At 60.0% G+C, this 23,331-nt stretch carries 15 protein-coding genes and 1 tRNA gene; 9 read left to right on the top strand and 7 right to left on the bottom strand.

Going from position 1 to position 23,331, the window contains the following annotated elements:
* Positions 1-65: 65 nt before the first annotated feature.
* From MOP44_RS17100 to MOP44_RS17110, 3 genes are read left to right on the top strand one after another with little or no spacing between them, the layout of a single operon-like run.
* Positions 66-941: a DUF1175 domain-containing protein gene (locus MOP44_RS17100; protein WP_260791446.1), complete on the top strand. Its 876-nt coding sequence runs from the start codon at positions 66-68 to the stop codon at positions 939-941.
* On the top strand, positions 938-5,629 hold the full coding sequence (locus MOP44_RS17105; RefSeq protein WP_260791448.1) for an alpha-2-macroglobulin family protein: 4,692 nt from the start codon (positions 938-940) through the stop codon (positions 5,627-5,629). Before MOP44_RS17100 ends, MOP44_RS17105 begins: the two co-directional genes overlap by 4 nt.
* Complete coding sequence (locus MOP44_RS17110; RefSeq protein ID WP_260791450.1) at positions 5,626-6,504, top strand: hypothetical protein; 879 nt, start codon at positions 5,626-5,628, stop codon at positions 6,502-6,504. Before MOP44_RS17105 ends, MOP44_RS17110 begins: the two co-directional genes overlap by 4 nt.
* Here MOP44_RS17110 and MOP44_RS17115 read toward each other — a convergent pair.
* Together MOP44_RS17115 and MOP44_RS17120 are read right to left on the bottom strand one after the other, a co-directional pair.
* Positions 6,460-8,211, bottom strand: a complete 1,752-nt coding sequence (locus tag MOP44_RS17115) for a SpoIID/LytB domain-containing protein (RefSeq protein WP_260791452.1) — start codon at positions 8,209-8,211, stop codon at positions 6,460-6,462. The two genes, MOP44_RS17110 and MOP44_RS17115, sit on opposite strands and share 45 nt — an antisense overlap.
* Complete coding sequence (locus tag MOP44_RS17120; protein ID WP_260791454.1) at positions 8,208-9,182, bottom strand: penicillin-binding transpeptidase domain-containing protein; 975 nt, start codon at positions 9,180-9,182, stop codon at positions 8,208-8,210. Before MOP44_RS17120 ends, MOP44_RS17115 begins: the two co-directional genes overlap by 4 nt.
* Positions 9,183-9,245: 63 nt before the next feature.
* On the opposite strand from MOP44_RS17120, the gene MOP44_RS17125 reads away from it, so the two are divergent.
* Positions 9,246-9,332: transfer RNA gene (locus tag MOP44_RS17125), tRNA-Leu, on the top strand.
* A gap of 18 nt (positions 9,333-9,350) precedes the next feature.
* On the opposite strand, the gene MOP44_RS17130 is transcribed toward MOP44_RS17125, so the two are convergent.
* The 3 genes from MOP44_RS17130 to MOP44_RS17140 all read right to left on the bottom strand — a co-directional run bounded on the left by MOP44_RS17130 (position 9,351) and on the right by MOP44_RS17140 (position 15,033).
* A complete protein-coding gene (locus MOP44_RS17130; RefSeq protein WP_260791456.1) occupies positions 9,351-9,758 on the bottom strand; it encodes a carboxymuconolactone decarboxylase family protein in 408 nt (135 codons plus the stop codon).
* An 87-nt stretch (positions 9,759-9,845) separates the two neighbouring features.
* Positions 9,846-11,429: a GH35 family beta-galactosidase gene (locus tag MOP44_RS17135; RefSeq protein WP_260791458.1), complete on the bottom strand. Its 1,584-nt coding sequence runs from the start codon at positions 11,427-11,429 to the stop codon at positions 9,846-9,848.
* A 79-nt stretch (positions 11,430-11,508) separates the two neighbouring features.
* Positions 11,509-15,033, bottom strand: coding sequence for a TonB-dependent receptor (locus MOP44_RS17140; protein ID WP_260791460.1), 3,525 nt, complete (start codon positions 15,031-15,033; stop codon positions 11,509-11,511).
* A gap of 301 nt (positions 15,034-15,334) precedes the next feature.
* On the opposite strand from MOP44_RS17140, the gene MOP44_RS17145 reads away from it, so the two are divergent.
* Positions 15,335-16,048 carry a TetR/AcrR family transcriptional regulator gene (locus MOP44_RS17145; RefSeq protein ID WP_260791462.1) on the top strand — a complete coding sequence of 238 codons (714 nt, stop codon included), beginning with the start codon at positions 15,335-15,337 and terminating at the stop codon, positions 16,046-16,048.
* Here MOP44_RS17145 and MOP44_RS17150 read toward each other — a convergent pair.
* Both MOP44_RS17150 and MOP44_RS17155 read right to left on the bottom strand, forming a co-directional pair.
* The gene (locus MOP44_RS17150) at positions 16,038-17,453 is read right to left on the bottom strand and encodes an aldehyde dehydrogenase family protein (RefSeq protein ID WP_260791464.1); all 1,416 of its coding nucleotides are present in this window, start codon (positions 17,451-17,453) and stop codon (positions 16,038-16,040) included. The genes MOP44_RS17145 and MOP44_RS17150 overlap by 11 nt on opposite strands.
* Positions 17,454-17,475: 22 nt before the next feature.
* Positions 17,476-18,633 (bottom strand): MFS transporter, encoded by a 1,158-nt coding sequence (locus MOP44_RS17155; protein WP_260791466.1) that lies wholly within the window; start codon positions 18,631-18,633, stop codon positions 17,476-17,478.
* 192 nt (positions 18,634-18,825) lie between these two features.
* Between MOP44_RS17155 and MOP44_RS17160 the strand changes: the two genes are divergently transcribed.
* The 4 genes from MOP44_RS17160 to MOP44_RS28115 all read left to right on the top strand — a co-directional run bounded on the left by MOP44_RS17160 (position 18,826) and on the right by MOP44_RS28115 (position 23,292).
* Positions 18,826-20,490: a xylulokinase gene (locus MOP44_RS17160; protein ID WP_260791468.1), complete on the top strand. Its 1,665-nt coding sequence runs from the start codon at positions 18,826-18,828 to the stop codon at positions 20,488-20,490.
* Positions 20,487-21,146: a class II aldolase/adducin family protein gene (locus MOP44_RS17165; RefSeq protein WP_260791470.1), complete on the top strand. Its 660-nt coding sequence runs from the start codon at positions 20,487-20,489 to the stop codon at positions 21,144-21,146. Before MOP44_RS17160 ends, MOP44_RS17165 begins: the two co-directional genes overlap by 4 nt.
* Positions 21,143-22,618, top strand: coding sequence for an aspartate aminotransferase family protein (locus tag MOP44_RS17170; RefSeq protein WP_260791472.1), 1,476 nt, complete (start codon positions 21,143-21,145; stop codon positions 22,616-22,618). The genes MOP44_RS17165 and MOP44_RS17170 overlap by 4 nt, the downstream gene beginning before the upstream one ends.
* Before the next feature lie 128 nt (positions 22,619-22,746).
* Positions 22,747-23,292: a class II aldolase/adducin family protein gene (locus tag MOP44_RS28115; RefSeq protein ID WP_390905498.1), complete on the top strand. Its 546-nt coding sequence runs from the start codon at positions 22,747-22,749 to the stop codon at positions 23,290-23,292.
* Positions 23,293-23,331 lie beyond the last annotated feature (39 nt).

Here is a 23,331-nt window from a genome sequence, read left to right on the forward strand (position 1 = left end):
TCAAAGGTTGGATGGCAGGATTTCGATTTCGCGCTAGGATATGTACGACTCGACTCGCCAAGTAAGTGACCCTCCGCGCCCGACGTCTCGTGGTTTCGCGTGTGGCCAAGCGCCCGGCCCCGAGGATGGCTATCGCCTTTACAGCCGTTCTTGCGCTGATGACGGTGTTCCTTATGCTGCGGCTCACCAGCCCCACCGGAGGCTCTCTCAGCAGCCGCACCCATCAAACTCGGACGGTACCGGCGACTGCCGCGCAATCGCGCATTGCCTGGACGGACACCTTCGGCGACGGCACACCAGACTTCCTGCGCCTCAACGATGCCGCTGACCAGGCAGCCTTCCGCCGCTGGTTCACGCTCATTGCCGAATACCAGGCCATCCGTCCGCGCAATGAAGTTCCGGCGGAGATCGTCGACTGCGCAAGCCTCCTCCGCTACTCTTATCGCGAAGCTTTCCGCCGTCATGACGAGCTGTGGTTCATGGCCACTGGGATCGAAGTCGCGCCTCCTCCCGGCGAAATCCGCGCGTGGCAATATCCCAACACGCCGCTGGGACGCGGACTCTTCCGTGTGGAGCCCGGTGATTTTCAGGATTCCGATGTTACCTCGGGCGCTTTCGCTGAATTCGCCGATGCCAAGACGCTCGTGGAGCGCAACGCCTTCTTCGTCAGCCGCGACGTGCGCGCTGCGCTTCCCGGCGACTTGCTGTTTTACCGGCAACTCGGCCACTCGTCGCCGTGGCATTCGATGATCGTTGCGCAGGCTGGCCCTGACGCTCGCGTTGTCTACGACACGGGTCCAAACCACGGCGAGGCTGGCGAGCTTCGCCGGGTTGCCATCTCGGAATTGATTGACCATCCCGAACCGGAGTGGCGCCCTCTGCCCGCCAATCCTAATTTTCTTGGTGTCTACCGCTGGAATATCCTTCGAGGAACCCAATGAACCCGCGCAAGCTGGTGGTTTCCGTGCTGTTTCTCGTCCTGTGCGCCGCCGCCGCGGCCAAGGACGCGCCCCGCTCGTTCTCTCTTTCGACCTCGCGCACGTTCTCTCCGGGCGAGAGCGTCAAGATCCAGCTTTTCTCGCGCAATGTTCCGGAGTTCGAATTCCGCGTCTACAAGGTGAACGACCTGGAGAAGTTCTTCGCCGGCCTCAAGGATCCGCACAGCTTTGGCGAACACGGCGAGTCACCCGCCGAGCAGATAGACCAGCGCACGTGGCTTGAACGCATCCACGACTGGAAGGCGCACCTCTGGTGGACGGTGCGGCACTTCTTCCGCGGCCAGTTCACTGACGGCGCGCGCGACACCTTTCGCGAGCAGCAGGGGAAACTCGGCAAGCGCAGCCGCATCGTCGGCGCTACGCAGTTCGCGCAGATCCCGATCCTGAACCAGAGCCAGCTTGTCGCGAAATGGAAACTTCAAACGCCGCCAGCCGTCGTGAGCGAAACGCAGCAGTTGCCGGTCGAGGGGCTGGGCAAGGGCGTGTACCTGATCGAGGCGACGGACGGAACCTACAAGGCCTATACGGTTGCGGTGGTCACCTCCATAGCTGTGGTGGAGCGAGGCGGACAGGGAGCAAGTCTATTTGTCGCCGATCGCAAGACCGGCGCGCCTGTGGCCGATGCCGATGTAGTGATGTGGGCCGGCGGCAAGCAGCAGTCCAGCGGCAAGACGGACAATGACGGCCTCGCGAATCTCACCATGGAGGTGCGCGGCGGCGAGCAGGGCGCCGAGCCCGAAAATGTCTGGATTCTCGCACGCCACGGCGACGACGCAGCGTTGGTCACGCCCTGGGGCTATTCGTTCCATTCGCAGAACAGCAATGATCTGGATGCGTATGTCTACACTGATCGGCCAGTCTACCGTCCCGGGCACACCGTCCATATCAAAGGCATCGTTCGCCGCGATGTGAATGACACCGTCGTACTGCCGCAAGTGCCGTCCGTCACGATGACGATTGAAGGCGGCGGCAAAACTGTCTTCGAAAAGGATCTACCCGTATCGGCGCACGGAACGGTCACCACAGACCTGAATCTGGAGTCCGATGCTGCCCTGGGGTTCTATAGCATTCGCCTCAGGATGAAGGATCAACCGGCTGGCTATGGAGGCTTCGGTTACGGAAACTTCGAGGTGCAGGAGTATAAGAAGCCCGAGTACCAGGTGACGGTGAAGCCCGCCGCGCAGCGCATTGTCCAGGGCAATACCCTGCAGGCCATCATTGAGGCTCGCTACTTCTTTGGCGAGCCGGTGCCGGGCGCGAAGGTGAAGTACGTTGTCCACACTTCAACCCACTACTGGTGGGGCGAGGAAGATGAGGGAGACGACAATGCAGGCGGAAGCGAGGGAGAAGGCTCGTATCCCGAGGAAGACGACACCTACGGCGCAACGGAGCAGCAAGAGCATGAGGGTGTTCTTGATGCGAATGGGCGGCTTGCCATAAGCCTGCCGGTTTCCCTCGATCCCAAGCATGAGGACCAGAACTTCCGCATTGAAGCGCGTGTGACGGACGCTGCTAATCGCGAGGTCAGTGGGCACGCAACTGTGCTCGCCACCTACGGCTCATTCCACATCAACGTTGAGCCGGTCAGCTATGTCGTCCAGGGCGGACAGCCGGTGCGCGTGAAGGTCACGGCGCAGGACTACGACAACAAACCTGTGCAGACCGCGGTTCACCTGGTTTCCACTCTACAGAAATGGGACAGTGTCACGCATGAGTACTCCAAAACGACTGCTGCAACGCGCGATGCAAACACCGGCGCGGATGGCACCGTGCTTGTCGATATTCCGATCGGATCGAGCGGCGACTTCAAAATCGCCGCGACAGCGCAGACTCCCGAGCAGCGCACAGTAGAAGGCGATACATGGGTGTGGGTCTGGAACGGTGCAGGACAGGCCTATCAGGAGAACACGCAGATCCAGATCGTCGCCGATAAGAAGTCGTACCAGGTGGGCGACACCGCGCATCTGCTCCTCGTCACGGGACTGAAGGAGTCCTGGGCGGTCGTCACCGTGGAGGGCAACAGCGTGCAATCGCGGCGCATTGTGCATGGCAGCGGGGATTCCGCCGCTTTCGACGTGCCCATTACCGCGCAGTCGGCGCCCAACGTGGTGGTAACGGCAATCCTTGTCCACGATGACCAGGTGGCGACCGCGCAGAAGAAGCTGAAGGTTCCGCTGACTGAGCGGACGCTTACCATTACTGCTACACCCGACAAGCAGAAGTACCTGCCCGGCGAAACCGGCACATTTGATGTCTTCACGGCCGACTCGAACGGTAACCCGGTTCAGGCCGACATTAGCTTCGGCGAAGTTGACGAAGCGCTCTACTCGGTGCGGCCCGATCAGAGCGGCGACATCGTTGGCGCGTTCTATCCTTCGCGCTACGTCTACCTGCAGACGCAGTCTTCGTTCGAGTTCTACTTCTCGGGCCAGGCCGGCACGAAGAGCCCGCTGCTCGCGGAACTGAACACCGCCGCCGGGCTCTACCATCCGCGCATGTCGCAGGTGAAACCCGGTTCCGATCTCGTAATGCCCAAGGTGCGCAAGGCATTCCCAGACACGGCTTACTGGAATCCCAACGTGCGCACCGGCCCAGAGGGCCACGCGCGCGTGCAGTTCGCGTTTCCTGATGCGCTCACCACGTGGCGCACTACCGTGCGCGCTATGACAGACGATGGCAAAGCCGGCGCGATGATTACTCGCGTGCTGGTGCGCAAGAATCTTATCGTGCGTCTCGCCGCGCCGCGCTTCTTCCGCCAGGGAGATGAGACGGTGCTGCGCGTCATCGCGCATAACTACCTCGAGTCAGCAAAGGAAGTCACTTTCGCGCTCGATATGCAGGGGCTCGACATTATCAGAGGTCAGACGCAGAAGGTTACGATTCCCGCCAAGGGCGAGAGCTATGTCGATTGGCGCGTGCGATCGAAGACTACCGGCACGGCGACCCTCACTGCGAAGGCGCTAACGAATGAAGAGTCTGACGCGCTCGAGATGACGCTGCCCATTCTGCCCTTCGGCGTGAAGCAGCGCGCGGCGGGCACCGGCGTGGTCTACTCCGGCGCAGGGCAGAACCAATGGTCGTTCGCGTATCCGGCACAATCCGATGCAGGAACTCGCGGCTTGACTGTAACGATTGCGCCTTCCGTTGCCGGAACCGTTTTCGATGCGCTCGACTACCTCACCAGCTATCCGTGGGGATGCACGGAGCAGACCATGTCGAGCTTCCTGCCGGACCTCATCGTTTCGGAGGCAGTGGACAAGCTGCACCTCAAGTCGCCCATCGATCCCAAGACGCTCAACGACATGGTTTCCGCAGGCATAGAGCGTCTGCAGGATTTCCAGCATGACGATGGAGGGTGGGGCTGGTGGCCCGATGATCCCAGTCGCGTCTTCATGACTGCCTACGTTGTGAGCGGCCTCGGCCAGGCCAAGGCGAGCCACGAGATCGATAAAGACAAGTTCGACAAAGGCCGCGCCTGGCTGGCGAAGGCTCTCGCCAATCACCCCAACATGGTTCCCGATCTGCGCGCGTATGTTGTCTACGCTCTCGCAACTACGGGAGACGCACCCAAAGAGGCGATGAACCGTGCGTGGACTGATCGCAACAAGCTAACTGATGAAGGCCTCGCGCTCCTCGGCCTCGCTTTCGACGCGGCCGGTGACGCGCGCGCGAAGGAAGCTGCAGAGCTGCTGGAAAAGAAAGCCAACGTGACAGACAGCGATGCCCACTGGGATTCGAACTACGACGGCCTGCTCGAATACTGGTACGACACGTCCAGCGAGACCACGGCTTTCGCGCTCAAGCTCCTTGTGCATCAAAAGCCGCAGAGCGGCCTGCTCAGCAAGTCGGCACGCTGGCTGGCTCAGCACCGCGACGGCGATTACTGGTATACGACCAAGCAGACCGCGCTCGTCATTGAAGGACTCACAGATTATCTTGCTCTCAGTGGTGAACTGGCCAACGAGTCCGATGTCGAGGTCCTCGTCAACGGAACCAGCGTGGGCAAGCGCCACTTCGGCCCCGCGGACGCATTTGGATCGCCATGGCGCGTCAAGCTCAGCGGAGATCAGGTTGCGAACGGCGGCCAAATCACAATCCGCAAATCCGGCAACGGCATTACATACTGGTCCGCGGAGAACTCCTGGTACTCGACTGACAAGCGCCAGTACCAGAAGGGAACTGTCGCGCTCAACATCACGCGCGACTACTACATCCTCCAGAAGAAGCAGGACAAGCCAACCGATCCCATCACCTACGATCTTGCTCCGCTCAGCGGCCCGGTGCACATCGGCGACGTGATCGCGGTGCGGCTCGCTATCGGCGGCAGCAGCTTCAGCTACGTTCTCGCGGAGGACCCGATTCCTGCCGGAACCGAGTTCGTTCCCAATGCAAGCCTCTACACGCTCAACCACAAGCCGGACTGGTGGGCCGACTGGTTTACGCGCAAGGAGTTCCACGACGACCGCGCTGCTTTCTTCAACACGGAATTCAGCGGCCGGCGCGAATACGTTTATCTTCTCAAGGTGGTGAATCCCGGCAAGTTCACCATCAGCCCCGCCGTTGCGGGTCCGATGTATCAGCCCGACACGCAAACCAGCAGCGATCCCGCGGCGCTCGAGGTGCTCCCATGACTGTCCGATTCCTCTCTACTACACGAGACCTCCTCGTACTCGGCGCGCGCCGGCTGCTGGGTGCAAGGCTGTGGGCTGCGCTGCAATTCGTTGGCATCGCCGTTCTCATCTCTATCGGATTGCTCTGGACGCGCATTCCCGAGAAGAACGCGTTTGAAGTAGCCTTGACTCTTTTCGTGCCGTTGCTCGTCGCTGCGGGATTCCTGGCATTGCAGGCCGCCTATCTCCGTTCGCTTCTGCGAGAACCCGCCGAACCGGAGCAGCACGAGGTTTCGCTGGCCCTCGGGGCACTCACGCTACTCCTGTGGATCGCGATCGGATGGATTCTCTGGAACTTCATCGACCGATTCGATGCAAACGACTATCAGTGGGCGATGTATCTCAATTCGCGTTTCGATCCCGATATGCGGTCGCGCATTCTCACTTATGATCACTTATCAAAGGGTTTCGATTACGCTGCATGGTTGCTGCGCTGGGTGCTTGTTCCCGGCGTGTTGCTGCCGCTCGGCTGCACGGCCTTTTACGGCCTTCGGCGCGGTCCCTGGCGGCGTATCCTGCGTGTCTGGATCGCGTGGCGCTGGTGGCTCGTCGTGCTCCTCCTTGCGCTCATTGGCGACGTTTTGCCCAGGTATTTCTTTGTTGGCGACCCCAAGGGCTCGGTACAGGCGCAGGTCTGGCGAGTCATTCTGAAACTGATTGCCGCTTACATCGTTTCGGTGCTCTGCTGGATTCTTGCGCTCGCGTGGTCCGCAGCGCTTGTCATCAGCCCACTGGAAGCTTCACCGTCCAGCCCCGCAGCGATCATTTCGGGCCGCCTCGAAGGCCGTCCATTACCGGTGGGCAATGCCGACGAGAACCTCAGTGGGAACGCCTGATCGCAGCCACTGAAGCACCTGATCGCGTCCGAAGCGATCGACAAGCTTCGCCGCGTAAATCGCCGCTTCACGGTGGGCAGCCTCTGACTGCGCTTCCGTATCGGAATGTCTGAGGCTCGCTTCGACTGTGTCAAAACTGAACGCTGCTCTGCGTTGACGTATCGCAGCGCCCTGGTCGGATGCTGACCACAGTTCGACCAGCCCCTCGCGCAGCCACAGCGGTGCCGCTGGTCCCGTCTGCTGCTCAACCAGAGCATGCAGAAACTCATGCCGCAGGGTTGAGGCTAGCAGATTCCGCGCAGCCAGCGTGCTGAGCGGCTGCGTCGCAATCCAGTCGCCTTCGGCAAACGCCGCTACCCAACCCGGTGCCAGCGTCTCATCGCGAAAGGCGCTGATCGAAGCGAATGCCCGCACCGTAATTGGCGCGCTCGCGTTCAGCCCCGATCGATGCGAAGCCTCTGCGCGGGCCCGTGCCACGTCATTCAGAAACCTGCGATCGTCGCCCTCCAGTGTCTCCAGCAAGAACCCTTCGCCTGCGCGCGCAATCCACGGTTTCCCAGTTGACTCGTCTGCCGCTTGCGCGCCGGGAAAATACTGCGCGAGAATCTCGGCCGCGTTCCTGCCCTTGTCTCCCATCACAGCAGCGCCGCGTTGGCAAAGGCCGACTCCGTGTCCCCATCCGCGGCCGTGGACGTGAAGCCTGTCGCCGTTCTGGCTCACCTCAAACCACGTGCTGGGAATCTTGTTCCATCCCAGTGTTTCGCCAACGGCGATGCGAAAATCTTCCGCCGCCACCGTGGTGCCGTCAAGGCGCACCGTAACCACGCGCCCCGACTCCGCGCGGCGCTCCACCGTGAGGCGCTGCCATCCCGGTGATGACAGGCCCTTCTTTGCAAGCGCGGCCGCAACCTCATCTCGCGTCAATTCCGTGGCCCACTGCTGTCCGGTACCGGTGCACCAGCGATCCACACGCGCACTCAGATAGGGAATTGCAGCAGCCTTCGGCCACACTTCGTTCATCGCAGCGCTATGGCCACCACAATCCTTGTTGAAGTACGCCAGGGCGCGCCTGCCATGAAACCAAAGCGTCTCGCCTGCCGTCTCCAACGTCGCCCGGTGCGCGACCGCCCTGCGCGGCAAAGCTTCGTTCCAGTGCAGCAACTGGCAATGAGTCGAATCGCACACATCATACTCTGCGTGTCCATGAGACTCATGCAGCGCGTACGAGCGCACCACAATTGAGAGCGCCTTCAGCGACTCCATTGTGTCGGCAGGCCCGCTCTCACTCGCCACCACCTGCTCCACGTAGCGCTCCACCGGCAGCGTGACGGCTATGCGCAGCGAGCCGCTGCTCGCGGTAATTGTCACGGGATATGGCAGCGTCTTCGTTTCCCCATGTGCCGAAAGCGTGATCGTGCCTGAGAGCCGTAGCGAGCCCATGACCTCGGTTCGATCCGCATTCGCAAGTTTGATCCGATCGGCGCCATCCACACGAACCACAAGCGGCCTTGCAATTGGCCTGCACGCTCCGTTCCCGCCGACGCAGAGGCTTGCCTTGCCCCCTGTCGTTAAATGAACTTCCTTGTCATGCCACAGCGTCCACATGCCCACATGGAGTGTTGCGCGTGCCGGCGCAGCAATCAGGCGCGGTGCGGCAGCGATTGCAAGAAGCGCACAAGCCCACCCGAGCAAGCCCGCTATCCTCATTTCCGCTCCACGGGCGCGTGCGCAAGCACTTCGCCCGCGACCGCTGCTGCATCGGCTCCATGCCCCACCGGAAGATAAACCACCACGACGAACTCCGGCGTCAGAGCCGGCGTTAGCCCGACAAACCATCCGTGCGTCTGCGGTGAATCGGCGCCCTCGGCCGTCCCTGTCTTTCCCATCACCGACGCCCCGAGAGCCGTTGCACCTTTCGCAATCCCGAAGGTCGCCGTTTTAGCCAATCCGCCTCGTACGGTTCTCGCGGCCACGCTCCCGGCGTTTGCCTCCAATTCCCGAGCGAGCCATCGATACGCCGCGGCCAATTCCAGAGGGGTCACGCGAATTCCATCCACTCCGAGCACCGTGAGCTGCGCCTCTTCAGTTGTGCGCGGTGCGCGGAACTCCGCCGTGGCCTCGCCGCTGGTCAATCCAGTCTGCGCGAGCAAGCCTGGGGTTTGCAGCATCTGGGGAAGCTTGCTCGGCACAACGGCTCGCGCCGCCTGCGCGAAATAAGTGTTGCACGACCACGCCAGCGCCTCCTGCGCATTGAACGGCCGCGCAGAGGGATGCGAGCACGCCAGCCGCCTTCCTCCGATCTCAAGATCGCCGGAGCAGGGAACTCGCTGGTCCGCACTCCACATACCAGCCGTGAGCATCTGATAAAGCACAATGGGCTTCAGCGTCGACCCCGGCGCTGCCAAGGTCCTAGCCGCCTCCTCGAGATGACGCGACGCGACCTGATGCCCATCGCTGATCCGTACCACTACGATCCGGGCCTGTGGTGCTATCCTCGCCGCGGTCTGTATTGCTGGTCGCCATGCGGGATCCTGCTGCTGTGCACAGACGAAGACGTGCGCAGTCAGAATTCCCGCGATCAGAACCGCCACCTTGAGCTTGGAGGACACATTGAGAGTATCCACCAAGCGCCCGCCGGCGGCGACATCGCGCGCCAAACCGGTGCGGCCGTTTCGCATTTCCCCCCGCCGGTTAGAATGATTGAAGATCGGCTGAGCAGACCAAATTGGCATAGAAGCCAGGCCCGGATGGCGAAACTGGCAGACGCAGCGGACTTAAAATCCGCAGGCCGCAAGGCCGTGGGGGTTCAAGTCCCCCTCCGGGCACCACTCTTCCAAGACTCGAAATTATCGAACCTGAAACTCCAAATCCACTGGAACCTGCAGTGCATTTGCCAGGGCGTTCGTCTCGGCGGCCATCCCCAAAATGGAGAGCAACTCCGCATATTGCTCATCGCTCATGCCCTTCGCGCGCGCCGCGGCCGTGTGAGAGTGGATGCAATACTCGCAGCCGTTAATTGTCGAGACCGCGATGTAAATCAACTCGCGGGTAAGCGGATCGAGCGCGCCCGGCGCAAACATCACCTGTTTGAGGTTGGACCAGGTGCGTTCTAGAACTGCCGGTTGATTGGCGAGCGCGCGCCAGAAATTATTGATGAAGTCTGATTTGCGCGTTGTCCGGATGTCGTCAATCACGGCCTTTACGCGGGGGTTAGCTGATATTTCCTCATCCGTCCAAAGCTTCGTAGTCGCCATGCAATCGTGCCTCGCCGTGCATCAGATCCCGGACCTCCGCTGTGTTCTCGCAAATCCATCCACATGCAGAGGCCCTCCGAGATTCAATCACCTGGCAACCCGCACCCGCAAGATTGTCGCTCTCTCTGGCAGTGAAACATGGCGCTCATCCCCATTGAGGCGGCGAGATGGAATCCATTTCTGTTCCTGAAACGTTCCCTCCTCAATCGAGATAAGCTGAGCATCACGCAGAGGCCCATCCAGTTCGCGGAAAGTGACATCGAATCCGGTTCCCATTACAACAAAGTCGTCGGGCGCGAGTTCGATGATCATGCCAGATGCTCTGCCCTTGGCTGGATCGAACGAGGCCGTGAAATCGATATTGGCAGCGAGCCCATCACCCACACGAATCGACTGCTTCCAATCCTCGCCGTTGCCCAGTCCCTGCAACACGGGGTGGAGCTTGCCTGTGAATTGATAGCGAGCGATCGTTGGAAGCATCGGGCGCAGTATTCGGTAGGTGTCTTCGAACCCTGCACCGATCGCCGCTCCCGTCGTGTTTCTCACAACGTCATCGATGCCGAATGGGCTAAAGCCGATGCCGTTGAACTGGCCGAAAGTGGTGTAAGCAAAACCGATGAAATAAGGGTTGAAATTCGTTTCGGGCACGAACAGCGGATTGTCTGGCCGCGTGTATTGAACGGCGACATCGTAGAACTTGGGGTAGTAGATGTCGGGCGCCAGAACGTCGATGGAAGAACCAGCCGCCTTCCAGACATCGAACGCATTGACTGTAGCGCCACCGCTTGGCCAGCGGCCGGCTCGTTCCACGCCTTCAATGAGCCACACATTCACATACATTGGCAGCGGGTACTCGTGCTTGCCGGCACCTGCGACTGTATTGACATAGTTCGAGATCATCCAAGCGCTGAAGGTCTCCGGCGCCAGATCGTCGAAGACCTGCTTCCAATTGCCGGCCTTCGTCGATTTGCTCCAGACCCTGGCCATGGGAGCCGCGAGCTGCTGATGATGACTCTCAAGAGAGCTCAACAACTCCTTCGGTACCGGTTGATTGAACTCGCGGTTGGCCGCATCTGAATAGTCGCGGTCCGTGCCAAGCTGGCCCGGCTCATTTTCCACCTGCATCATGAGGACAGTGCGTTGGGCTTCATCGACGCTCTTGATGTGGCGCATCACTGCGGCGAATGCGCGCGAGTCTGCTTCCATGGCCGCATGGCACAAAGGGGAAACGATCTCCGTCTCTTCACCATGCGAGCCCTGCACGCGTGTGTACTTCTGCTTGTCGCGCTTGACCCATTCGGGCACATAGTGGCTCTCGCCGTTCTTCCACGTGCCGAACCACAAAAACACGAGATGCAGCTCGCGCTTGCGAGCAGCCTCAATCGCGAGATCGACTGAGCTGAAATCGAATTGCCCTTCTTTCGGCTCGATCGCCTCCCAATAAATGGGTACCTCGGCAGTGTTCGAATGCCAGCTGGCGAGCACGTCGAGCGCCTTGTTTAGATCGTCATCGTTCGACGTGTCGGAGTTATGGACCTGGCCGCCAAGCATCAGGTAGGGTGCGCCGTCCACAAGAAGCCGGTAGGAATCGCCATTCTTCTGGATGGCAGGAATGGGCTTGGTAGATTGCGCTCCGCCAAGCACGGGTAAGACGAGCAGCAGACCACACATCAGGCCTGCAGTCTTTATTGATCGTGGAGAGATCATCATCAAGCGTATCCTTCGTAACTCATCAATCATCGGTCGTGGATCAGAACTCAAGCCGCATCGACACCTGGCCCGTACGGTTGCCGCCAAAGTCAGACCCGCGTGCCGAGGTGATCTTGCCGAAGTTCGGATTTGTGAAGTCCAGCAGCGGATCGTTCAGGTTCGTGTGATTCAGTACGTTCGTGAAGGTCCCTTCAGCGCGCAGGAAGACACGTTCGGTGATCTCGATGCGCTTGCTGAGGCCGCCCGACAAGTTCACGGTTCCCGGACCTTCAATATCTCCAACATGCTCGCTGCCAAAGCGTCCAATGGGACTCGACGTCACGCCCACGCCGCAGGCATTGCCCGCGTAGGACGACTCCGTGTAGCCGCTGTTGCTGGGGCAGGCAAACGCGCGCGGGTTCACCCATTGGTTTCTGTTAGGGTGCGCAGGACGAATGTTGCCGACGATATCAGGCCGCTGGTCCGCGCCGTAGAGAATGCCGGATCCTGTACCCGAGGGGTCCGCATTGCTCTGCGGAATATGAGCCGAGAGATACGGACCGGTCTGCCATAGGAAGATGCTGCTCAGTTGCCATCCCCCAATGAGCGCGTTCTCAGAGCGGTTTGCATGCGCGGCGAATGTGCGCCCGTGGCCGAACGGAAGTTCATAGACGCCTGTGCTGATCCATCGCTCGCGCCGCGTTCCGTTCACGTTGCCATAGTCCAGCATCGGGTTATGCAGATAGGTGGTCGGGCTGGAACCGCCGCCGTTTTCTGCTACGAACGACGAGGAGCCAGAGCCGGCATTGTCCGCAAGATTCTTAGCCCACGTGAATGACGACTCAAGCGTGAGACCGTGCTGAGTGCGATGATTGGCCTCCGCCTGCAGAGAGTTGTAGTTGGAGACTCCCCCCGGAAGATGCGAGTTGATCGAGCCCCAGTTCGGGAAGGGACGATCGGTCAGCGGCCGCTGCAACGCCGGAGTCGTGCTCGAATACGACATGTCGTTCAGATCAGGGGTCAGTACCAGATCGTCGGTCTTCATACCGATGTAGGAGACGCGCATTCCGATATCGCCCGGGAACTTGTGATCCACGGAAAGGTTCCACTGCATCGAATACGGATCCTGCCAGTCGATCTTGTCGGCTGTGTTGAAGCTCGACGTGCCGTAGACGGGAGCGGACGATCCGGTGCCGGGGCTGGTATTCGGCCACAGGTAGGCCAGCCCATTCTCGGTCATCGAGTTGAAGTAGTTGAGCGAGGCAGCCTGCAGCGAGTCGGTCATCGCGAAGAAAATACTGCCCAGCAGGGTCGTGTTATACATGCCAAACCCGGCCCGCACCGCGGTCGTGTCATTGTTGAAGGGTCTCCATGCGACTCCCACGCGTGGCAGGAAGCGGTTCCACTGCGAACGCCGCAGGCTGCTCGGCAGATGCGCCTCGCTGCTGGAGAGAACCGGTGTGCAATTCGCAGGAGCGGACGCGTTCGGATCGCCATATCCGCACGCATTGAAGCTGGCGAGGAAGGTCGGATCGAGCAGATCCTTGTGCCCCGCAGGATAGATGACTGACCCAGTGGTGGCCGTGCTCGGATCGAAGTTGCCGATCGCGCCGTACTTGTCGTGATACGCGGGATGGTATTCGTAGCGCAGCCCATACGACAGCGTCAGCTTGGGCGTAACGTTCCACTGGTCCTGTGCGAAGCCGCCGTAATAGGTCGTGGTCCCGGCATTTTTCGGAACCAGCGTGTAATACTGCGTCTCCACCGGGGCGCCGCCCAGCATATCCGCAAACTGTGCCACGCTGCTATTCGGAAGCAGCGCACCCGTCACCTGGCCAGTGAATGCGAACACTTCAACGTTGTTGATGCCGAAGCTTCCCAGCGTGGTGACCGCTTGCATCGAGCGAATATCGGCACCGAGCTTCGCCGTGTGCCTCCCCTTCGTCCAGGTCACGTTATCGGCATATTGATACAGATGGCTCTGCGAAGTGTTGCTGAGGTCACCGGCCTTGACCATCGTCATATTCGGGAACCACAGCGCGGCCATGCCATTGACCGGATAATTCTCACTCACCGGCTGGAAGCCCGCCGCTGCGGTGTAGGGCCTGCCGTCGATCTGATCGCGCAGACCATTCTTTTCAACCGTGAATCCGAAGCGGAACTCGTTCAGTAGAGTTGGCGAAAATACGTATACAAGCGAACTGGCTAGGATCCTGTAGTCGTCGAACGCAGTGACCGACGGAACGTTCAGGTCCTGCGGATTAAGGCTTGTGACGTTCTTGAACGTGTAGCGCGCAAAGCCCTGAAGCTTGTCAGTGAAGCGATGATCCGCGCGGGCGTCGAATTGGTTCGAGTGGTAAGCGCTGTCCCGATTGGCCGTGTAGTTGTAGCCAAGACCTTGCTCCGCCTCAATCACGGTTTTGTAGTTAGCGACGTTCGGCGCTGGGAACAGGCTCAGAAACGGATTCGCCGAAGCGTTGATCGGCGACACAACGTTGCCATCGTAAATGCCCCCGGTCGACGGATTGAACATCCACGTAGAAGGATCCGCCGGGTTGAACGGGACCTCCTGGCTGAAGTCTCCGCTCAGCATAGGCGGAGTCGGCACCAGGTTCTGAATCGTCGATTGCTTCGGGAAGTGGAAGCCCTCATACGTGCCGAAGAAGAAGGTGCGGTCGTGTCCATTGTAAAGGTGCGGAATAACGAGAGGTCCACCGGCGCTGGCCCCAAAATCGTTGCCGATTTTCTGTGGCCGCTCCACGCTTCCGGTGACGGGATCGACCGGCGTGCCGTACGCCACCGCGTCGAAAGTCCGGTTCTGGTGATACCAGAAAAGCGATCCATGCAGCTGATTGGTTCCGCTCTTGCTCACCGTCGTGATCTCGCCCACGGGGCCGAACTCGGCATTATTACTCACACCGTCCACGCGGATCTCAGCAATCGACTCCGTCGAAGGGAATGCGTCCGAGAGCGGCGAGTTGCTGTTGACGTTCTGCGTGGAAATGCCGTCGACCGACGTCTCCGACTGAAACGGAAGCCCACCCTGCACCGAGAAGTTGAGCCCGTTGTCCGACTGCACGCCCGGAAGGGCCTGAACCATGTTCAGCGGACTGGTGCTGCCGCTGGCCCGTGTGTTCACCGGCAAATTCACCACGCTCTGCGTGTCCAGCGAGGAAGCAATCGAGGGAGTCTCGGTTTCGATGGCTCCGGCGGCGCTTGCATCCACCCGGACCTCCTCCTGCGTGCTGCCGATGATCAGCGTCACATCCACGCGAAGCTGCTGGCGCGCCGAGAGCACGATATCCGAAACCCGCTTGGATTGAAAACCATCCTTCGAGATCGCAACCTGGTAATTTCCTGCGGACAGGTCCGTGGCCTGATAGTTGCCGCTCGCGTCCGTTTTGTAGCTTGTCGAGATCCCCGTATCCGTGTTGGTGATAACGACACGAGCATCGATAAGTACCGACTCCCCCTGATCCTTAACGGTTCCAAGGATGGTGGACTGTACGGATTGGGCGGTCAGTGCGACCGAGGTCAACAGGAACAGCAGAATGAGTGCAGAACAGCGCGAACGCCAGCGAAACATTACATCACCTCAACAGAATCACGCTAGAATATATGAGCGATGCTCATGTTCCGTCAAGAGCGGCCGGCTATCCAGGTTTCGATCTAGCGCTTCGAATCGACCGCCACCACTATCTTCCGCCACGCTGGAACGCAGATGGTTGATGTGGAGCAATCAAGCTCGGCTAAATTCAGCAGGCATGGAGAGGGTGCCGTGCCCGGACCGGATCAGGATTCTTTTTAGCAATCGTCGATATAAGCAAGCGACAGATTCCGCCTGCAAATGAAAGCTCATCCCATACCATGGTGTTTTGAGGTAGCCGATGCTGGAATCAGAGGACAGAACACAGGTAAAGCGGATACCCCGCCAGGAGCGCAGCCAGGCTCGATTTGAACAGGTGCTCGAAGCGTCGCTTCGCCTCTTCGCGGCCCGCGGATATGAAAGCGTCTCGATGCGCGAAATCGCGCGCGAAGCGAAGATGCCCATCGCCTCGGTCTACCAGTACTTCCCCATGAAGCTCGCAATCGTTCGCGAGATGTGGAGCCGTTACACGTCCAGCATCACGCAAGCGCTCACCGACGGGATCAAGCGTTCGCTGGCAGAAGGGGAAGACCACTCAGACGAGTTGATCGGGAGCATCGTCGACCGCATGGCGCAGCTTCAGGCCTCCAATCCCGCATTCATCGAGATATGGAGCTGTGTCGCTGCTTCCATGGAACTTCGCGAACTCAACGTAGAAGACACGCTTCACAATGCGCGCTCCATCGCGGACTTTCTGCACAAGATGCATCCGAGTGTTGCCGCCAGCTCGCTCTATGATCGCGCGTTGATCGCAATCGAAATGTCGAGCTCCACCACGCGCCTCGCTCTATGTCTGCCTGAGCCGCATCGGGCGCGCATTCTGCAGTCTCTGAAAGCCGCTATCGCATTGCTGATCAACCCTGCGACGCTCGAAACTCAAACCGGTCCTCCTCGCGGCAAGGCCAAAGCTTCCAAAAAGCCGGCGGTTTCCAATCGAAAGCCTGTCAGGAGATGAGCCACCGCAGGATGCGATCTTTCATCCCCGTGAACGGTGGGTAGCGCGCGTCGAGATCGGCGCGGAATGATCGGTGCAGAACCGCCTTTGGGCGGGAGAATGCTTCGAACGTGTAGCGACCGTGAAACGAGCCCATTCCGCTATCCCCTACTCCCCCAAATGGCAGGTCCGGGACTATCTGACTCACAATCGAATCATTCACAACGATCGTGCCTGCACTCATCGTGTTGACTACTTGGTGCTGAAGTCGCCGGTCTTTCGTGAACAGGTGAAGCTGAAGCGGCTTGGGCCTGCTCCGAACAAACGACAGCGCCTGCTCGAGACTGTCATAGCCAATCACCGGAAGTATGGGGCCGAAGATCTCGTCCCGCAGGACGGTTGCGTCGTCCGGGATATCGGTCAGCACGGTTGGAGCGATGTATCGATCCTTCTCGTCTGACTGCCCCCCGATCACAACTCGGCCTTCCTTCAGAAATTGCTGCAGCCTCGCAAAGTGCGTCGCATTCACGATGCGCCCGTACGATTCGCTGCGCTGGGGATCGCTTCCATAGAAGCGCACTATAGCCTCGCCCAGTGCTTCAATCAGCGGGATGCGCAGGCGCTCCGGAACGAGCACGCAATCGGGTGCAACGCAAAGCTGCCCGCAGTTCATGAAGCGGCCCCAGGCGATGCGCCGCGCCGTGATCTCAATCGGTGCATCCTCTGCAACGATGACAGGATTCTTCCCGCCGAGTTCCAGAGTCACCGGTGTGAGATTCGCGGCGGCCGCCGCCATCACAATCCTCCCAACTCGGCTGGATCCGGTGTAGAAGATCTTGTCGAACCGAAGTTCGAGAAGCTGCGATGCGGTCTCAGGCCCACCCGAGATGACGATCACTGCTTCCGGATCGACGTATCGCTCCAGGTGCGCGGCCATCAGCGTCGACGAATGCGGCGCGCTCTCCGGCAACTTCATCACCGCTGAATTGCCTGCAGCCAGCGCACCGGCAAGGGGTATCAGGATCTGCTGAAATGGATAGTTCCACGTGCCGAGAATGAGTGCAAGACCGAATGGTTCCGGTTGAGTCCAACTCCTCCCGGGCTGCGCTGCTAGCGGCGTGCGCACTCTCCGCGGGCGCAGCCATCGGCGCAGGTTCTTCTGCATCAGCCGAATCTCCGCCCGGACCATCGAGACGTCGGCCATCCGCGCATCTGCGCGGCAGCGGCCTAGATCGGCCTTGAGAGCCTCGAGCATCGCCTCTTCCTGCTCGTCCACGAAGCGCAACAGTCCGCCGAGCTGCGCGAGTCGCCAGGCGAGCGGGCGCACGATTCCGGAATCGACACTCTGCCGCAGTTGGCGCAGTCGCTCGTGAGGAAGACTCACGTCCTGAGCGGCAGCAGATTTAACCGTGGTGGACTCATCCATCTGCATCGTTCCTTGTCTCGCGTCAGGTCAGCGATGGCGTCATCTGCGACTCATCTACGAACCGCATCATCACAATGCCGTAGAGAGCCAGAGCAACTCCGTTCAGCACCAGGGTTGCGGTTGCAACCGCGGCGACGCCCAGAGTCGCGGCCAGCGCAGGGCCGATGCCATTCCCCAGTGTGACCAGTGCCGTGCTTGCAGCAACGGTTCGACCGTGGCGGTCCATGCGAGCGGAGAGCCCCAGTTGGTAGATCACGCACGAAAGGTTGGTGATCGCCTGCACTACGTTCGCCGCAACGTAGACCCAGTGCACAGCTATCGTGGACGCCAGATACATCGCTACAGCATTCGCGAAAAGCAGTCCGAACAGCGTTGTGAATCGGCCGTAGCGCTCCCCGGCCCATGCCGCTCCCATCGCGCCGAACAAAAGAAGCAACGTGGAGACAGCGAGAATCACGCCGATGCCATGGTCGTTGAAACCTGCAGCTCTTCCGTAGAATTCCTCCATCGACCAGAATGCCCCCTGGCCCAATTGAGTGAGGAACACAGCCGCAACAACCAGCAGGGAAGGCAGCGTATTCGTCGACATTGAGGCATGCGCTTTCCGCCTTCTGTATCGCATTCCAGGCAGGCGCAGTAGCAGCGCTGCGCCGATCAGGCCGACAATTAGCAGGCAAATATACGGAGCGCGATATCCCAGCCGGTCAACCATGTAGGGAAGCAAAGCCAGCCAGATCGCTGCATCGAGAATGGAAGAGAGGGTGACGACGGCAATGATCCTCTCCTTATCGAACGCTCGCGACAGAAAGCACGTGCCTCCCGCTCCCACCATACCCGCGCCAACGCCTGCCGCAAGACGAGACGCGATGAGGACCGTCGGCGCGGATGACGTGAGCGTTCCAAGAGCGGCAAAGACGTTCAACGTCGCGCCCGCAATGGCGAGGGACCGCACAGAATGCCGCGATGAGAATGCTGAGAGGACGACCGTGGTGATCGCAGCAACCGCCAGCTCCATGCTCACCAGCAGTCCCGCTGATCTTCCTGTGAGTCCAGCACGGCCCTTCAGCGTGTCAACCAGCACCGGCAGAAGGAACAGGCTCGTTCCGATGACGAGCTGCGCGCCGACAAGAGGTAGTACAAGGATTTGATCCCGATCGCGGGGGAAGAGCGTTCTGAGCATACACACGTTTCTGGAACACTTGAGCCGGCGGATCGTCATCGCCTCGAGCCGGCCACTGCCAATGCCATGATTTAGCAGTTGATCGCCCTATTAAAGAGGGCGCCAAATTGTACTGTCAAGCGCAGCTGAGTTAAGACCTTTTGGCCATTGCGGGAGAATTGACAAAATGTGACTGATGCTCATATTATCCCGATGAGCATAGTGTCCGGGCCCCTAGCCTGGGCTGCAACCGACCGAACCGACGAGGGAAGGACAGGAGCGATGATTGCGCAATCCGGCGAATTCGTTCTTGCGGTCGACCTCGGCACGTCGGGATGCAAGTGCGCCTTGGTTGCGCCGGACGGCACAGTCAATTCCTGGGCATTTCGACCTGTTGCGCTTCACATCGTTGATCAGCTAGGCGCCGAGCAGGATCCGGAAGACTGGTGGAACGCGCTGGTCGGCGCAGCCCGTGAGGCGCTGTCAGCTTTGCCAGCGCAGGCACGAGTTATCGCGGTCTGCTGTTCCAGTCAGGGCGAGTGCACCGTTGCCGTCGACAAATCAGGCAAGCCCCTGCATCGCGCGATGTTGTGGCTCGATATGCGCGGAGCCCAGCAGATCAGGCGCCGAGCAGGCAGCGGGCTCCTCTCCATCGCCGGATACGAGCCACTCAGACTGATGCGCTGGATTCATCGCACCGGCGGAGCGCCTGCGCTGTCCGGAAAAGACCCTGCAGCACACATGGCCTTCATTCAGGAAACGCGTCCAGAGATTTACGAGAAGACCTACAAATTCCTGAATGCTCTTGATTATCTGAATCTCCGCCTCACCGGGCGCTTCGTCGCCACCGTCGATTCCATCTTGACCTCATGGGTAACGGACAATCGCGACATTGCCAACGTCCACTACGATCCCAAGCTGATCCGTCAATCCGGAATCGACGCAGACAAATTTCCCGAGATTGTCCGCTGCACCGATCTGCTCGGCCCGCTCACGCCGGAAGCTGCGCAACAACTCGGTCTGCCGCAATCCACGCCCGTGGTCGCAGGAGCAGTCGACAACTCAGCAGCTGCCCTGGGCGCCGGCACCATCGTGGATGGCGAAACGCACATCTACATCGGCACATCCTCCTGGATCGGCGCGCACGTTCCCTTTAAGAAGACCGACCTCTCCGCGCAAATCGCATCCGTCCCTTGCGCCCTGGACGGCCGCTATCTCGCAACGGCCCTGCAATCCTCCGCCGGCTCCAACCTTTCATATCTATCGAACAAGCTGCTCTTTCCCGACGATGAGTTTGGCACTCCGCAGCCCGCGGATTTCTACGCCGTTGTCGAGCGGATCGTTGCTTCCTCCCCTCCCGGTGCGTGCGGCCTGCTCTACACGCCGTGGATCTTCGGAGAACGCAGCCCGGTCGATGACTCCAGTCTCCGCGCAGGACTGCTCAATCTGTCCCTCCACCACTCCCGCGCCGACTTGATTCGCGCGGTCCTGGAAGGAATCGCGTTGAACACGCGCTGGATGCTGTCGCCCTTCATTCGCTTCCTCGGCCACCCCATCAAGCAGGTAACACTCGTGGGTGGCGGCGCAACTTCTGATGCCTGGTGCCAGATCTTTGCCGACGTCCTTGGCGTACCTGTCCGGCAACTTGTCTCATCGATCCAGGTCAACACGATCGGTGCGGCCTTCATCGGCCATGTAGGCCTCGGAAAAATGAAGTACAACGACCTTACCACCATCACCCGAATCCGTCGCACATACACGCCAGATCCCGCGACTAGAAACCTGTACGACGAGCGGTTCGAAGAATTCCAGCTTGCTTACAAGCGCCTCGCACCCTTCTATAAGCGCATCAACTCGAAGGAGAGTCGACCATCATGACCTTCGAGTCTGTTCGTCGCGATCTGATTGCCGCATGCCTGCATCTGGCCGACAAAGGCTATCTCGCCGGCACAGGAGGAAACGTTGCATGCCGCATCGATGAGGAGCACTTCGCCATCACGCCGTCTGCATCCGACTACTATGCTCTGAACGCAGCCGACATTTGCGTTCTTAGATTGAGCGATCTCCAGCAAGTCGCTGGGGACAAGCGCCCATCGGTTGAGCACAAGCTGCATGCCCATTTGCTGCGTGCGCGGCGCGACTGCGTTGCGAGCATCCACACGCACCAGCCCATCGCCAGCGCATACACATTGCTAGGCAGGGATCTGGAGTTCGATCTTCCTGCGTATCGAGCAGCCCTGGGGCCGAAGGCACTTTGCGTCGGCTATGCTCCTTCAGGTACAGCTTGGCTCGCGTCGAAGCTTCGCAAAAGCCTCCGGCCAGATATCAATGCCTATTTCCTGCGCAACCACGGCGTGGTGTGTTGCGGACCCTCGCTCCGCGAAGCAGCCCAACGAGTCGACATGCTAGAACGCGCCTGCAGCGAGTTCTTCCGCAGCGCAATCCAGAATCGACAGATCTCTGGTGCTGAAGCTTGGACTCGCGAAGCACTGAGCTTGCTTGTCCCGAACCCGGAACTGGAGAACCGACCATGAGTATCACGGCGCCGAACCCGGCTATCCCCTCCGCAAGCTCCGCATACGGCATCTCAGAGTGGCCGGACACGAATGCGCTCTACGCGCGCCTCAAGGAACTGGTTCAGCAGCCGGTCCGTGCCATCCGCCCTGAAAACATGGCGACGGTGCTCAGGTACTTCGACGAAAAATGCCGGCGCTCTAAACAGCTCGCGCGCGCCGCAGCCGACGTGATCCCTGGCGGCATCCAGCACAACCTTGCCTTCAACTATCCCTTTCCCCTCGCCATGTCCAGTGCGAAGGGCGCCTACTTCACTGATGTTGACGGCAATCGCTACATCGATTTCCTCAAAGCCGGCGGTCCCACTCTGCTGGATTCGAACAACGAAGTCGTCCGGCAAAAGGTGCACCAGGTGCTGGACAACTGCGGTCCTGTCACCGGCGTTTTGCACGAGTATGAAGTCAAGCTCGCGCAGCTCGTTTGCGAAGCAATGCCGTCCATCGAGATGTTCCGCATGCTCGGCTCCGGAACTGAAGCCGTAATGGCGGCCATTCGCCTCGCCCGCGCCCACACCGGCCGCAAATGGATCATCAAGATCGGCGGCGCCTACCACGGCTGGAGCGATCAGATGGTGTACGGCATGCGCATTCCCGGCACCGGCCGCAGAGAAGCCGTCGGCATTCCGCGCCAGGCCACCGCATTTATTCAGGAGAGGTTCCCGAACGATCTTGATGCGCTGCGCCGCACTCTGTGGCTCAATCGTCTCCGCGGTGGAACCGCGGCAATCATCGTTGAGCCCCTCGGCCCCGAGAGCGGCACGCGCCCGGTCTATCGCGATTTCAATCGCGAGCTTCGCAAGCTCTGCGATGAGTTCAATGCGTTGCTGATCTTCGACGAAGTCGTTACGGGATTCCGCGTAGGCATGGGTGGCGCGCAGGGCTACTTCGGCGTTAAGCCAGACATCACCGTGCTGGGCAAGTGCCTCACCGGTGGTTATCCAATGGCCGGCGGTATCGGTGGCAGCCGCGATGTGATGATGCTGCTCGCGGGCGGCATCGGCACCACGTCGAAGCGCGCATTTGTGGGTGGTACGCTAAGCGCCAATCCGCTGTCGGCCGCGGCTGGCTACTTCTCTATTCAGGAGATGCAGCGGACCCATGCGGCAGTTCATGCCGGGCGCGCTGGTGACCGGCTGCGCAGGGGGCTTGATGAGATCATCCGCCGTCTCAATCTGCCTTACGTCGCCTACAATCAGGGCTCCATCGTTCACCTCCAAACGTCGGCTGTAATGCTCATGAGCATGCGCAATCCCATCAAGGTCATGCGCGAAGCCACGACACGCAAGCACGTTATGGAAGAAATGGGCGCGGCATTCAGCGCTCACGGAATCATCACCATTGCTGGAAGCCGCATTTACACCGGCCTTGCTGACACCGATGCAGTCATTGACGACGCGCTGAATCGCTTTGAAGACGTTTTGAAACTCGTGTAGATAGGAACTTTGTGCAACGACTGGAGCTTGAGACACACTTGACCGCCGGCTTCCGGCGGCTTGAAGACAAGGAGTTTCTTAACACTCGATCAGATAGTCTGTCGGTTCGAATACCAGGTACAGACGAGATGTTGTTGGCCACCGGCTTCGATAATCTGGATGACCATGCAAGCGCGGTCGAGGCGGCAGATGCATTTTCAACTGAAGCCATTGTTGCCCTGCATAGCTGCATTTACAAAGAGCGCCCAGACGTTGGCTCCATCGCTATCTCGAGCCCGAAAGGTGCGCGGATTCTCGCGCAGAGCGGCGCCAATCTCCCCCCGCTCTTTGACGAACAACTTCGCCATATCGGCCCTCCGGGCGTGGCCCGCTTGGAGAAAGTAGAACTCTGCAGCCAGTTGGTTAAAGATGCTTTTCGCCGGGGGCGCAACGCGGCTCTGCTTGGAGCGGGACTCATCTGTCTAGGCATGACCTGCGAGCGGGCCGTTTTCAACGCGGAGCTCTTCGAAAAGTGCGCTCAGGCATTTGTGATCTCCAGGGCGACAGGCGTCCGCGCGAGCATCATCCCCCGGTGGGTGCAAATCGTCGCCACTCGCCGCCTCAGGAGGGACCAGCGCAAAGCGGCCGCAAGCCTCCTGAACGGCCAAATTCCCGATCAGCTTTCCGCATATTGATCGCATCGGGAACTGTGCATCCTCTGACCTCCGCCCTGG

Origin of the sequence: Occallatibacter riparius, from assembly GCF_025264625.1 — a bacterium.
Classification (GTDB): Bacteria; Acidobacteriota; Terriglobia; order Terriglobales; family Acidobacteriaceae; genus Telmatobacter; species Telmatobacter riparius.

What these genes read in the sequence shown, in the direction of transcription:
- MOP44_RS17105 (WP_260791448.1), top strand. Translation starts at nt 938, where the DNA reads ATGAACCCGCGCAAGCTGGTGGTTTCCGTGCTGTTTCTCGTCCTGTGC.
- MOP44_RS17140 (WP_260791460.1), bottom strand. Translation starts at nt 15,033, where the DNA reads ATGTTTCGCTGGCGTTCGCGCTGTTCTGCACTCATTCTGCTGTTCCTG.
- MOP44_RS17150 (WP_260791464.1), bottom strand. Translation starts at nt 17,453, where the DNA reads ATGGATGAGTCCACCACGGTTAAATCTGCTGCCGCTCAGGACGTGAGT.
- MOP44_RS17110 (WP_260791450.1), top strand. Translation starts at nt 5,626, where the DNA reads ATGACTGTCCGATTCCTCTCTACTACACGAGACCTCCTCGTACTCGGC.
- MOP44_RS17155 (WP_260791466.1), bottom strand. Translation starts at nt 18,633, where the DNA reads ATGCTCAGAACGCTCTTCCCCCGCGATCGGGATCAAATCCTTGTACTA.
- MOP44_RS17160 (WP_260791468.1), top strand. Translation starts at nt 18,826, where the DNA reads ATGAGCATAGTGTCCGGGCCCCTAGCCTGGGCTGCAACCGACCGAACC.
- MOP44_RS17120 (WP_260791454.1), bottom strand. Translation starts at nt 9,182, where the DNA reads ATGCGAAACGGCCGCACCGGTTTGGCGCGCGATGTCGCCGCCGGCGGG.
- MOP44_RS17165 (WP_260791470.1), top strand. Translation starts at nt 20,487, where the DNA reads ATGACCTTCGAGTCTGTTCGTCGCGATCTGATTGCCGCATGCCTGCAT.
- MOP44_RS17135 (WP_260791458.1), bottom strand. Translation starts at nt 11,429, where the DNA reads ATGTGTGGTCTGCTGCTCGTCTTACCCGTGCTTGGCGGAGCGCAATCT.
- MOP44_RS17115 (WP_260791452.1), bottom strand. Translation starts at nt 8,211, where the DNA reads ATGAGGATAGCGGGCTTGCTCGGGTGGGCTTGTGCGCTTCTTGCAATC.
- MOP44_RS28115 (WP_390905498.1), top strand. Translation starts at nt 22,747, where the DNA reads ATGTTGTTGGCCACCGGCTTCGATAATCTGGATGACCATGCAAGCGCG.
- MOP44_RS17145 (WP_260791462.1), top strand. Translation starts at nt 15,335, where the DNA reads ATGCTGGAATCAGAGGACAGAACACAGGTAAAGCGGATACCCCGCCAG.
- MOP44_RS17170 (WP_260791472.1), top strand. Translation starts at nt 21,143, where the DNA reads ATGAGTATCACGGCGCCGAACCCGGCTATCCCCTCCGCAAGCTCCGCA.
- MOP44_RS17130 (WP_260791456.1), bottom strand. Translation starts at nt 9,758, where the DNA reads ATGGCGACTACGAAGCTTTGGACGGATGAGGAAATATCAGCTAACCCC.